Genomic DNA, 14146 nt, shown 5'->3' on the forward strand with positions numbered 1-14146 from the left:
TTAAATCTTCATTAATTAAATCTTGATAAGGCTCTGAAATATCATTATTTACCAGTGAAACTTCAACACTTTGGATACTATCCTGCCACGGTCTTAATTCTACTTCAACTACAGTTTGTTCAGCAACATCCAGTCTTACCGCTTGGACATAATAGCCGATTAAGATCCGCCCCAAAACATCTTGAAATAATGTTTCATAAGATTTTTTTTGTTCATTAATTTTATCAAGTGGTTGTCCTTGCAATACATTATTAGCAATAGTTAATGTGCTTGCGGTAATACGTTTTTCAATTTCTATCGGCACCTTTAAGTCATCGGAAAACTTTATATTGATAGTTATTTTATCAACATACTGCAACGGTTGAGCAAAGGCTAAGTTTTGCACAAAAATGCAATATAATAAACCGAGTATAAAAATTATTTTAATCTTAATAATTTCATCTCCTGACAAAAACAACCAGGCTTAGCCTGGTTGTTTAAAAAGCTTAGAATTGTCCCCCAAAACTAAAATGCGTTCTACCACCTTGTGAACTTCGACCATAATCTAAACGAATAGAACCTAATGGTGTATCCATCATTACACCTACACCATAACTAACTTTAATGTCGCCTAAGTCATATTTATCAGCCCAAGCATTACCAAAGTCCGTAAAGACAGCACCACTAACTTTACTAACAATCGGATAACGATATTCTACAGTCCCTAATAACAATCTTTTTCCTTCAAATTGATCATCTCTAAATCCACGCAACGTATCAATTCCGCCAGCTGTAAACAGAGCATTTTTCGGCATATCCCCGGTAGCATAACCAAGACTAGCTCTTGTCGCAAGTACTTGTGCATGTCCAACTTTAAAGTAATGTCTATCTTCAAAGTTGAATTTTTTATAATCAAAATCGCCTTGTAAAATTCCGCCAGCAAATTCTGCACTAATAGCAGCTCTTGCACCTTCTGTTGCCGAAAAGACGTTATCTCTAGTATCAGTAACATGCGCTAAAGTAATGCTACGAGTAACGCCAAAATTATCTTTTAAGTACTGTGGATCATTAGTATAATTTAATGGCCCTTCATTATAACAAATAAAAGTATCTTCACGATTTTTTAATGTTACAAAATTCGTCGAATACTCACTTTGCGGCCTACCTAAAGTAATATTAAAACCTTTACGATTTTTATCATAATTAGATTCTAAATTACCATCACGATCATAATCACTATATTCATTAGTCATATCATAATAAGAAAAACTAATGGACGTTTCTTTTTTATCTAACCATGGTCTGGTATAAGAAAATTCATAATTTTTACTATCACTGTTTCCGCCAAACTCCCAGTGAATATTAACTTTATCACCGGTTCCACGGAAATTAGTGTCACCAAGCTCAATAATTCCTATTAAACCATCATCTTTACTATAAGCTCCACCTAAAGTAAAGGATCCGGTTTTCTTTTCTACTACTGTAGTTTCTATTACTACCGCATTAGGCTCTCTGCCTGGATTGAGCTTCATATTAACATCTTCAAAATAGCCTAAGTTATAAACTCTTTGCATACTACGCTTTGCTTCTTTGGCGTTGAAAGGTTCACCAACCTTGCCTTTCATTTCACGCAAAATTACATATTCTTTTGTTTTTTCATTACCTTTAACAGTATAACCTTCTAAAATGCCTTCATTAAAAGTTAGCGTTAAAATGCCTTCAGGAGTCATATTAACATCAGTCGTTTTAGCAAAAATAAAACCTTGAGTACGGTATTCTTCTTCAACTTTTCTGATGCTTGCATTTAGCGTTTTGGTATCTAAAGTTTGACCTATTGGCAAATTTAAAAGTTCAATAATCTTTTCCGTAGTCAACTTAGTATTATTTTTCAATACAATTTGTTGTAATATCGGATTCTCCACTACGGTAACATTAACTTTTAAACCTTCCGGAACTTCAGTAAAGTTAACATTGACATCAAAGAATTTCCCAGTTTCATAAACAGCTCTTAAATCACTTTGCAACGTGTCAGCTGAAAAAACATCGCCGGGTTTCGTTTTGATTAAAGCATTGACTTCATCTTTACTAACCTTGTTAAGCCCACTAATTTCGATTGCCGTAATAGTCTTACCTGCATAATCACTTTCACTAGCAGCAAAACCTAACGGACTAAACATAACTAATGTAAAACAAATTCCTAAACAAACACTAATCAATTTTGCATATAGCTTTTGAATTTTAATACTCATTCACTCCTTTTTACATCTTCACCACGCAAAGATTGGCCGGCTTCTCTCATTAACTTTTGCAATTCCTGAGAATTCAGCAGATTAGCTTCATCTTTTTTTATGGTTTTAACTGATTGATTTACCGGACTTACTTGTACTGATGCTACTTCTTGCCGGTCTTTTCTTAAACTTTCCTTATTTTCTACACTAACAATTTCATTAAGTTCTGTTTTAACCTTTGCTTCAACCACAGGTTCCTCAATAACTTTAGGAGTTATTACTACATTCTTCTTAAAATCTCCATCGACAATTAATTTAGTATGCGAAAACACACTTAAAAAAATTGTTATTGAGGCTACAGCCAAATAAAATCTTTTTTTATAGTTACGATTGTTAGTACTCCGCAATTCATTAATATGTTGAAATTCAGCTTGAGCTAACATTAAATCTAGTTCTCCGCGCAAATCACAATCATCTTCAAATGATTTCTCTGCTTGTCCTAACCATCGTTGTGCAGCTTTTAAATGGGTATTTATTTTTTTCTTAACCTTTGACATACAATCACCTCAATTGATAACACTTTATATAGTCCCACCAATAAAGATATTTTAATATCTTGAAAAAAGGCTATTTCAGTAATTTAGTGCATTTAGCTTTATTTTACTAGCTTTTACAAGCCATTAAGACTTATTTTCACCAATTCTTCTTGAATTTAGCTAACATTCCGCGCATTCTACGCACACCCTGTTTTTGCAAGCGATAAATATGCGACAAACTTAAATTTAAGTCATTAGCTAATTCTTTCGGGCTTTGCTCTGCTAAATAAATGTTATTAATTACAGCTCGTTCTTTGCTAGGCAAACGTTCCAACGCTTTTAAAACCTCTGCCACAAAATGCTTTTGTTCCACTTGTAAGTCAATTTGACTATTACTATCAACTAAAAATTCAGCAACAGTCAAAGCCTCTGCATTGTGATAAATCGGACTGTCAATAGAAAGCATTTCTTGGTTGGTGCTTTTGAAATAATTGATAATTCGTCCTTTAATTCGATGCGAGGCAAAAAGACTGAAGGCAACCCCTTTGGTATAGTCAAATCTTTCTACCGCTTCAATCAACCCGACCGTACCTTCTTGAACAATATCCATACTCCAATTTTGATAGCCCCCAACCTCCAGGGCAATTTTAAACACCAAGGGTTGATAGCTTTCAATAATTTTATGTCTGGCGACTAGGTTTTCTTCTAAGCGAAACTTTTCCCATAACGCCTTCTCTTCTGCTAGTGACAATAATTCTATCTTATTCAGTTCTTGTAAATAAAGTTTAATATCCATAAAAACCTCTAAAACTTGAAACGTTTTTCTAAACCAATTTTACTTTTATTATCTTGGTCAATATCAGCCGTAATACTAAAAGTATTATCAAGGTCATACCTAACACCCATTGCATAATGCTCATAATCGACACCCATAGTATACTTTAACAACACTTTATCACTAATATATTTACCAAATTCCAAATTGTAAATTTCTTGATCAACTTTATTATTTTTATCGTCAGCCTTCTCGCTGATGGTATCGCGAACTAATTGAAACTCATCTAAGCCTAAACCTTTTCTGATTTCATTCTCAGCACCACTTAAAATCCCTACTTGGAACCCTAACCCAATTAAAGTTGTCAATTCATTATTACTTTGTCCATTATCACTACCGCTATTAATCTTGTTAAAATAGCGACTACGTAAAGTTAATAGTGATAATATTTCCTGTTGCGACATTTCGGGCGAAGAACTCAAGGTGAAATTATTAGCCCCCACCGGTCCATTAATTTTTAAGCTAATATTAGTGCGATCAATTTTAGTAATCGCTTCTAAGTGTAGACTTGGCATAAAGGTCCCCACCTGATTAAAAATAGCACTAGCTTCTCTAATCCTAAAAACAGTTCTTAGATAATTAACATTACCCCTTAAGCAATTCACCGTACCCGTTACTTTCGGCCAACGAGTACTACCGCCGATATTGACATTACCATTAATCCAAAGATCATACAAGTACGAATTATACAATCTAGTTTTCTTGCCAATATCAATCATGATATCAAATCTGATTAACGGCATTTTATCTTTGGCCTCATCCAACATCGGAATGTCAATTGTACAATTTTCAAAAAGCAATTTCCCTGAAATTTTCGGAGAATTTTTTTCTTGTGATAACTTTAATTGACCTTGTAGCGGTCCTTGAAAGTATTTACTAGTCAAAACAGGACTGGCTAATTCAAGATCAAAATTATAATCTGTCAGCGAAAAGCCTTTTATTTTACTAAAGCCTGTTAATTTAATATAACCACTGCCCAATTCACCGCTAAAAGTTTCCAAATTAATTTTATCATCATTAAAATTTAAATCAAGCGTTAGATTATTAATGGCCTCTTCTAAATATTTTAACTTAACTGTCCCATTATCAATTTTCACACTACCATTTACCAAAATATTATTAAGAGTTCCGGTGATATTGATATTACCTTTTGTGGCACCAAAGGCATAACTTACATCATCACTTAGTACCGGTAAAATACTCAAATCAGCGTGATCGAGCTTTATTTTTAAGTTCATCTGTTGTGCCACAGTCAAATTTTCATCCGGCTTTGTTAATGCTGCCAACGGCACTATGCCATAAGCACTGGCTTTATATTCCCCTTTTGTTAACAACATTTGGTCTACCTGCAACATATCATTTTCTAAAATAATCATCCCAAACAGTGAGTCAAACATAGTTTTGCCAATCCCACCATTTTTTATTTCCACGGAAATATTAGCTTTTGGGGAACTTTCATTTCCGGAAATTTGTGTTGCAAAGTTTAAGTTACCATGAACGCCTAAGTTAGTTTTCGTGAAAACTTCAATTAATCCTGCATCAATATTGTTACCGGCTATTTCAACATTTAAATCGCCACCTAACACAATACTGCCTTTAGCCAGCAACACTCCTTGAGCTTGGGTTGCCGTAAACTCATTGATTGACACAATATTGTTAGCAAAACTGATATCAACATCAATAGTATCTAATGAGTAGTTTTTAATATTACCGTTTCTAACATTCCCTTTAAGCCAAACCTGCGGATTATCAGTAAACCCACCAATAGTTATTTGACCATTCAAATCACCATCAAGCCAATCTTGTTTAAGATTAAACATTGCTAAGAGTGGATTTAGCTTCGCGTTTTTAACAGCTACCGCACCGTTAATTTTATTGTTATTAAGATTAATATTAGCGGTAAAGTCATACTGTCCTGAGCCTTGTGCAAAACCAAAATTCTTAACTTTGATGATTTGATTGACAAACTCAAAGTCTCCGTTAACATTGTTTATTTTCTGCTCATTAAAAACCAATTCCGGTGCTTCAATTTTTCCAATAAAGTGCGGGTTACCAACAGTCCCAGTCACAGCACCGTTGAATTTTGCAATACCACTAACCGGATATGGCAAGTTTAAGTTTAGTCTTGCCAAATCAATATTATTCGCTACAATATTAAAATTCAAATTTTTAGCAGCATCAATATTCCCTTGCAAATTAACTTGTAAGTTCGGAGCATTAATTTCACAATTTTCCACAAAAATAATTTTATCTTTTATTCTATACTTACTTTTCACCTTACTTAAAAGCAATTTATTATAACTGCCCTCGGTTAACGTTATTTCACCGCCTAACACAATATCATCCAAAGTCCCTGCAACCACAATTTCATTATCAACATTACCGGTTAGAGGTACTCCCGGCATCAGAACTTGGATAAGATTTTCTGCTCGAGCTTTTTGCGTTTTAATTTTAAGATCAATAGCAGGATTATCTTCTAAAGTTACGCTACCGGTAATTTCATGTTTAGTAACGCCTGATTCTAATACAAATTCATCAATTAACAATTTGTTTTGTACTAGCTTAATAGCTCCTGTCAATAAAGCAAACGGCTGATTATAAAGCGATCCATTCTCTGCCGCTAACTCTAACTTAATTTCCGGATTGTCTATAGTTCCGCTGATTTGTGCAAACACATCTGCATTTCCGCTAATTTCTATTTTTTCATTATAATTTTTCATTAACTCTAGCGGAATTTTATTACCATACATAGTGAAAGCTAAATTATTGTGGAGCATTTTTCCACTTAAGCTAGCCTGTCCTTGTGCTAACGCAATATTAAGATAATTAACAATATAATCTGAGCCTTTTTTATAAAAACTAGCTTCTACTTTCTTAAATTGAACATTGTTGTACTGACCATCTTTAAGTTCAACATTACCATAAATTAAGGCCTCTGCTAAATTCTTGCCAGCCATCGTTATATTAAAGTCAGCCTTACCACTTACTGCTTGCGTTAAATTTTCTACTGCCATATTTTTACCAACAGCACTAATGTTAAAGTCCTGAGTTTTAATATTGTAATTACCATTTGCAGTAACCTTGCCATTCCCCTGCAAAATTGTCCCGTGGTGAATTGTTACAAGGTCGTCTTTATAGCTCAAATCCAGCATTATTTTATTAAAAGTTCGCCCTTGTATTGCAAGATTATTAATTGTTACATCACCACTAAGCTGAGGTTTTTGAACAGAACCAAATACAAACAGTTCAAAGTCAACTTTACCAGCTGTCACAAAATCTTGTTTTATTTTAGTAAGATCAAAATTGTTACTTTTAACTTTCAAATTAAGGTTTAACTCATCCTGAAAGTCAATTTCACCAGATACTCCCACTAATTGTTGATTGATAGCGCCACTGCTATATACTCTCATTTTATTATTGTCAAAAATCAAATAGCCGGCAATATCATTGATTGCATAATCTTTGTAAGTAGCAGTAACTTTATTAAATTCAGTCATCCCTTGAACTTTAAACTCATCATCACTGCCGGTTATTGTAAGCTCAAGATTATTAATATTACCATTAATTATTTTAAAATCATTATTTTGTGGAATAAAGGCAGTATAATTTTCAATTTTACCGTTATTGATATTAACCTTTAAGGTATTATCCTGTCCCCAATTACCAGCTACTGTTACCATACTTTCTTCTGTTGTTAAAGCTAAATCAATATCGTAATTTTTGATAGTAATAAAATCAACGAGACCATTAATATTATCAAAGAATATTGTTTTTTCTGGTACAGTAATTGTCGCTTTACCTTTGACAATCTTAACCTTACCATAAAAATCTTCATCAGAACTTTTATCTGGGCTGATTAAATCTTTAAAGTTCCATACTCCTTCTTTATTCTGCTTCAAGCTAAAATTAGGTTTAGACAGTAAAACTTCAGTTATTGATTCAGTAAAACTTAAGTTCCTAAACAAATTTAAATAGCTAAAGCTAATCCCAATTTCTTCACTATCAGCTAATTCTTGATTACTTTTATCATAAATTAGCACCTTCGATAATTTCACTTTGTTGAAGCCGGAAATTTCAATTTTATCAATTTTTAAGGTTACACCTAACTTTTGCGTTAAATTATCCGCTATATTAACTGCCGTTTGCTGCATAAAAGCAGTGCTTTTGAAATAACCCGTAATAAGAACAGCTACTATAACAATAGTTAGACTGATAATAATACTATACTTTTTTGTCATATTAGCCATCCTTTCTTTAACCACAGTGAGTTAACACATTAATTGTTACAATTTCGACAAATACTGTTTGTCTTCCTGCTAATAATAACAAGAAGACAAACTAAAGAGTTAACAAAATAAAAAAATGTTTCTACCGGTAACAGCTTATTAATGTGCTGTCACCAGAGAAACATTTTCCTTAAAAGATAATTATAATACGGCAATTCCCATTGCTTTATCTAATTTCGCTCTACTAGTATTATAATCATACATCGCTTGAATATAATTTGTTTTCGCTTGTGTTAATGCTAATTGAGAGTCAATAACATCTAAGTTAGTTCCCACCCCAGCACTGTAACGAACTTGAGCAATTTTAAAATCTTCTTGCCCTTTATCAACTGTCACTTTACTGGTAGTAATACGTTTTTCTGCTTCTAACATATTTAAATAGGCTTGTCTAACCTCTAATTGGATAACATCCTGCTTTTGGTTAGCTTGCTCTACCGATTTAGTAAGACTCGCTTCTGCCTGTCTTACTTTAGCTTTAGTAACGTTGCCATCAAACAGATTCATATCAGCCACTACCGCGACCTGCCATGTAGAGTAATGAGTGCCAGGAAACTCATCATTACTCCAACCACTTGTTCCTTGGAACGATAGTTGCGGTAATTTGCCACTTTCCGCCACCTTAACTCCTGCTTTGGCCGCATCAATGGATTTAGTTGCTTGCAAACCATCCGGACGATGTTCTTTAGCATAAGCAATGCTTTCTTCCAACGTTTTATCATATTGTTGATATTTTAATTCATCTTTAACTGTCACCTCTGTTTCCAGGGGTAACCCCACAATATTATTAAAGCTGGAAACAGCTAATTCTAAATTATTTTGTGCTTTTATCAGATTTTGCTGAGCATTGGCAAGTTCAACCTCTGATCTTAAAACATCAGACTTTGCAACCGTTCCTACACTATATTGCGCTTTAACATTTTTTAAATGCTCATTTAAACCATCAACAGATTGCTGGCTTACTTGCACTAAATTATTAGCTTGTAAAATATTATAGTAGCCAACAGTCGCATCCATTTTAACTTGTTGCACCGTATTTACTAATCCTAAATCGGCAATCTCAGCACCTACTTCAGCTTGTTTTATAGTGCCTTCAATCTTACCACCCGTATAAATTGGCAGTGAAGCGGTAATACTATTACTGTATAAATCAGCAATACCGTAAGCTGTTTTAGTTGAGTTGTAAGCACGATACCGCGCCGTAGAATGACGAGCTGCGATATTAATATTACTATTACCCTTTGCTTCATTAACTTTCCAGGTTGCAGCTTCTTTATCTGCTAATGCCACTTTAATAGTTTTATTATTATTAAGTGCCATATTAATACTTTCTTCTAACGATAATTGAACAGCCTCAGCCCATGCCGTTCCTGCGCTAAAAGTTACCAGTCCACTTAAAACCAATGTAACTAAGCCTTTTTTAAATCTATTTTTCACAAAAATGCCTCCCTATTTTTCGAACCTCAGTCTATTTTTAATTATATTACTGCTAAAAATTACTGTCAACCAAAGTAATTGGTAGTATTTCAACTAAAAATTTTGTTTAAAACCCACATATGTTTCTTGCTCTTGTGACTTATTTAAATTATTGGTTTGACTGATCAGATAAGTATTAGGCGACAATTGATATTGAGTTTTCAGCTTTAATTTATAATCGTTAGGGTCATAGGCATCTAGCGATACCGTAAACTTATCAAACAACTTGGCATCAATCCCCAATCCCGCTTTACTATCAATCAACCCTAGCCTACCGGCAAAATTTTCGTCACCTCTACCAAGTTGAAAATTCATCTCATTTTCTTCACCAATATCATTAACACCCATTAATAAAAAATCTTTTTCATTGGCACTGATTTTCATTGTAGCATTGGTAAGATAATCCTCGGAACTTTTATTATAAAGTAGCTCTACTGAGCCAGTCGTTTTAATATTAGAAAATTTAGTTAACATTTTATCAGCTTTTTCACTAACACTGCGGGCATTTTTTAACGTTTGTTTGATATTCTCAGCTGTTTCCGGATCAGTGACCACCCCTTCTATGGCTGTAGCCATTTTTTCGACTCTGATACTCGTGCTATGCAAATTACCAACAGCTTCTCTTAGCTCAATGGCGGTCTGCCCATCATTATCAAATTCCGTCAACATCTTGTCAACCGTCCCAGCTGCCGACATCATGCTCTTAGACATTTCATTAAGATTATTGACCATATTTTTAATATCAGCTTTATTTTCTAGTGCCATTTGCGCCAAGGTCGCACTCATCACATTCATATTTTCCGTTATTTTTCTAATATTAATCGCCGACTCTATAACCGAAGTTTTTAAGTTCTGATTAGAAAAAATTTCATTTAAAGAGTTAATCAGCTTTTGGAAGTCTTTAATGGCACTATTAGCATTGCTCACTAACTCCTCCATCCCTTGTTGCGCTTGCCCTTTAATAGTTGCTCCGGGTGCTAAAATATTTTTCGCATTAACTTGTGGAGTAATTGTAATGTATCGTTCTCCCATTAAACCATCACTACCAATGGAAACATAAGATTCCTCAAACATTTTTACATGAGGTCGTATTTTGGTATGAACAGTAATAATACCATTATTGCTTTCAATATCAACTACTTTACCAACTTCCATACCGGCATACCGCACAACATTACCGGGTTTTAAGCCATTAACCTGGTCAAAAATAATATTTATTTCATAACCCTTTTCATGGAAGCTATAACCCCCCAGAAAAATAACCATATATGCTAGTAGCGCCATTCCAACTATTGTAATCGCGCCTACCTTTGCTTCAGTCTTCAATCTCCAGCACCTCATTTTCATGAACTAGTTGTTTAATATTTTTATAATCACCTATAAATTTTTGCACAATATCATTATCTGACTCTTTTATCGCCGCCGTTGATCCTTCGGCAATAATCTTCCCTTCATAAATCATAATTATTCTATCGGCAATCGCAAAAGCACTGGCCATATTATGGGTAACAACAACAGATACCCCACCAATTATTTTTTGCGTATTCATAATCGTTTTATCAATTTTAGCAGACATAATCGGATCTAACCCGGCAGTCGGTTCATCATATAAAATGATTTGTGGATTGATAGCAATCGCCCGAGCTAAGCTAACACGTTTTTTCATTCCACCTGACAATTGATTCGGCATAAAATCTTCTTTGCCTACCAATCCCACAACTCTTAACTTCTCCTTAACAATTGCTTGAATTTCTTTATTAGACAGCTTAGTATGCTGCCTTAAGCCAAAGGCCACATTTTCTCCCACCGATAAGAAATCAAATAAGGCGGAATATTGAAAAACCATCCCCATTTTTAATCTAACTTTATTTAAAGCATTTTCTTTATATTGTGATATTTCCTCATTTTCTATCCAAATTTCGCCCGCAGAAGGCTTAGTCAACCCTACCATCAACCTTAATAACGTACTTTTGCCAGAGCCACTAGGTCCGATAATGGCCACAGTTTCCCCCGGTGCTACCGTTAAATTGATATTATCTAAAACCACTTTCTTATCATATTCCATTTTAATGTTAACAAGCTTTATCATAAAAGTACTCCTAGCGATACAAAATCAACGATAAAAAATAATTCAAAATAAAAATAGCAATGATTGAATTAACGACTGAACCAGTTGTTGCTTTACCAACCCCTACCGCTCCATTTGGCGCAGTGAGCCCTTTGTAACAACCTACGAGAGCAATTATGGCACCAAAAACAGCTCCTTTAATCAAACCACCAGTGACGTCATTGACTACCGTGAATACTTTTATTGACTGAAAATAAGTCAAAGAATTTATATCAGCATAAAGTGTCGCCACTAAATAACCACCAAAAGTACCAATCATGTCCGCAAAAACAACTAAGAGTGGCAACATTAACACACAGGCAATTAATCTTGGAACCACCAAATATGCCACCGGATTAGTAGCCATAACCTTCAATGCATCAATTTGTTCAGTAACCTTCATTGAACCTATTTCCGCAGTAATAGCCGCACCAACCCTTCCGGCAGTAACAACACCCGTCAACACCGGCGCCAACTCACGCCCCATTGCAATCGCCACAACTCCACCTACTGAAGATTGTGCACCGTACTTTATAAACTCATGCGCCGTTTGTAAAGTTAAAACCATTCCGGTAAATAAAATTGTCAATAAAACAATAGGCAATGTATCAGCCCCTAAATGTGCCATTTGTTGAAAAATGTGTTTTATATTGGGGCGCTTTTTAAAGTGGTAGACAGTCTCCAGTAATAACAAGACGATGGAGCCTATATACTCTAAAATTTCTAAAACAAAACTTCCTATTCCTTCTAAAAGCCTCATTATCCAGACTCCATTCTCTATAAGTTAATATTATTTTATTCAATATTTTTTTGAAAACACCTGCTTTTATTATTTTTTATAGTAAATTAATTGTATAATATCTTTTTTATTCCATTAAAAAAAATAAATAAAACTACCAATTAAGGTAGTTTTATTTATCAATTTATTGTAATTGCTGTTTCGACAACATTTTCAATAATATAGTCAGTAGACACTCTTACTTTATTATCGTTAATATTAGTGGCTTTAGGTTCAATTTTCTTGTTTTCAGTTTTAATAACTTTTTTTACAACTTTTTCATTAGGTTTTTGACCAGGCTCCGGCAGTGGTGGCAAAATATCAATAATCACTTCATTATTACGCCCGGAATTTTCAAAGTCAGCCACAACTTTTTCCAAAGTCTTATTCTTGTTTTCTTCAGTCACAAGATCAATCCCTTGTTGCTTCAGTAGTAATACCGGCAACGGAATTAACCCTCCGCCCCTAACTTCTAAATTAAGGACTCCTTTAGGTTGATTTTTATCAATTTTATAAGGAATAACTTTAGTTATTTCAGCAGAGCGATAAGGCTTTAATTTCACAGCAATGTTAACAGTCTCACCAGGTTTAACGCTAGTTTTATCAGGCTTAGCCTCAATAATTGTAGCGGTTTTTCTATTACCTTCAATTTCCACTTTAACCTTTACATCAATAATATCAACAGTATTAAACTTGTTATTGCTAATAATATTCATTATATCAAAAAACTCTGCTACCGCCAGTTGTCCAATATCCTGTAAATTATAAAACATATTTTCTCTAACAATTGCACTGTTTTTATCTTTAATGCCTCTTGTTAAAATTTCAAACTGAATTTTAGCACTACCCGGACCACTGCGATCAATTGTTTTATCAATAAAATTATACAAAACACTGGTCGATACCGCTGGTGCTATTTCTTCATCATAAGCAATTTGTGCCGAGTAATTTTTTTGCAAATCTAAATCTTTGTCATAAACTTGAACTCTCAGTGGGATAATATATGGCATTTGTCCAATTTTACCGGCAATCCCCATATTCCGATCTTGATTAATCAGCCCCCAAGCATAGCCTGGTTCACCAATTTTAAAGCCATTATTAAGGCCACTGGCAGTACCAATAATATTGGCCGCACTCATAAAGTAGCTAACATTGCCCCTTCTTAAAAAAGGATGGCCAAAGGCTAAAACTTTATTGCCCTCGACTGCAGTTACCGTACCAATAGCGGCTAAACTAAGATCACCTCTAACAATCTCACTAGCAATCGCACTACCCGCTTCCAACTTTATAGCTTGATTTTTATTATTGTTACCACCAACACTATTGCTAACACCATAAGCTGAAATAGCAAACGGTTTTAGTTTTTCATTCAATAATTCTAAACCTGCCGGGGTAAAGCCACTTGCCATCAATGGTCCGCTTAACGAAGTTGCTCCGGTTAAGGTCGTAGTAGCTATTTTATCAGCATTCTTATCAAGTTTAAATAAATTACTTTGCCTAATATTTTTTTCATCCGGCAAATTCCACAGTTTAAGCATTTCCCTAATCGGCGTAATAATACAGAGTTTATTATCAATATCTTTCCAACCGCCAGAAATCGCTCCAATCAATTTTCCATTAATATAAACCGGACTACCACTCATGCCTTGTAAGACACCACCGGTTTGATCAATAGTAGCGCCAGAAACTTTCGCTAAAATATAGCCTTCTTCTTTTGGTGATTCATTTAACACGCCAACAATTTCTACTGAAAATTCTTCAATTGCACTTCCCTTAATAACAGTTTTTGCAACTCCAACCATTCCAGCCTGAATTTCATTGGTTGGCATAATACTCATCGCATTGGTTATGCCAATTTGTGTTGAAAATATCGCCAGTAATATTACTAAAATTTTTATTATTCGCACTAATTAAACACCCTTTC

Annotated in this window: 10 protein-coding genes; all 10 read right to left on the minus strand. The window is 34.3% G+C overall.

Annotated features, from left to right (window positions below):
• Window positions 1-451, minus strand: a 451-nt coding sequence (locus KBI38_04265; protein ID MBP8629284.1) for a hypothetical protein, incomplete at its 3' end; no start/stop codon positions are given.
• Window positions 452-485: 34 nt separating this feature from the next.
• Window positions 486-2156, minus strand: coding sequence for a BamA/TamA family outer membrane protein (locus KBI38_04270; GenBank protein ID MBP8629285.1), 1671 nt, complete (start codon window positions 2154-2156; stop codon window positions 486-488).
• 68 nt (window positions 2157-2224) lie between these two features.
• Window positions 2225-2764: a hypothetical protein gene (locus KBI38_04275; protein ID MBP8629286.1), complete on the minus strand. Its 540-nt coding sequence runs from the start codon at window positions 2762-2764 to the stop codon at window positions 2225-2227.
• Window positions 2765-2900: 136 nt separating this feature from the next.
• Window positions 2901-3533 carry a sigma-70 family RNA polymerase sigma factor gene (locus KBI38_04280; protein MBP8629287.1) on the minus strand — a complete coding sequence of 211 codons (633 nt, stop codon included), beginning with the start codon at window positions 3531-3533 and terminating at the stop codon, window positions 2901-2903.
• 14 nt (window positions 3534-3547) lie between these two features.
• Window positions 3548-7816: a translocation/assembly module TamB domain-containing protein gene (locus KBI38_04285; GenBank protein ID MBP8629288.1), complete on the minus strand. Its 4269-nt coding sequence runs from the start codon at window positions 7814-7816 to the stop codon at window positions 3548-3550.
• A 189-nt stretch (window positions 7817-8005) separates the two neighbouring features.
• Window positions 8006-9304, minus strand: coding sequence for a TolC family protein (locus KBI38_04290; protein ID MBP8629289.1), 1299 nt, complete (start codon window positions 9302-9304; stop codon window positions 8006-8008).
• Between the two features lie 87 nt (window positions 9305-9391).
• The gene (locus KBI38_04295) at window positions 9392-10663 is read right to left on the minus strand and encodes an MCE family protein (GenBank protein MBP8629290.1); all 1272 of its coding nucleotides are present in this window, start codon (window positions 10661-10663) and stop codon (window positions 9392-9394) included.
• A complete protein-coding gene (locus KBI38_04300; protein ID MBP8629291.1) occupies window positions 10653-11426 on the minus strand; it encodes an ABC transporter ATP-binding protein in 774 nt (257 codons plus the stop codon). Before KBI38_04300 ends, KBI38_04295 begins: the two co-directional genes overlap by 11 nt.
• Before the next feature lie 10 nt (window positions 11427-11436).
• A complete protein-coding gene (locus tag KBI38_04305) occupies window positions 11437-12204 on the minus strand; it encodes an ABC transporter permease (GenBank protein MBP8629292.1) in 768 nt (255 codons plus the stop codon).
• A 158-nt stretch (window positions 12205-12362) separates the two neighbouring features.
• Window positions 12363-14129, minus strand: a complete 1767-nt coding sequence (locus KBI38_04310; GenBank protein ID MBP8629293.1) for a peptidase S55 SpoIVB — start codon at window positions 14127-14129, stop codon at window positions 12363-12365.
• Window positions 14130-14146 lie beyond the last annotated feature (17 nt).

The sequence above is a fragment of the Negativicutes bacterium genome (assembly GCA_018052945.1).
In the GTDB taxonomy this organism is placed as follows: domain Bacteria; phylum Bacillota; class Negativicutes; order JAGPMH01; family JAGPMH01; genus JAGPMH01.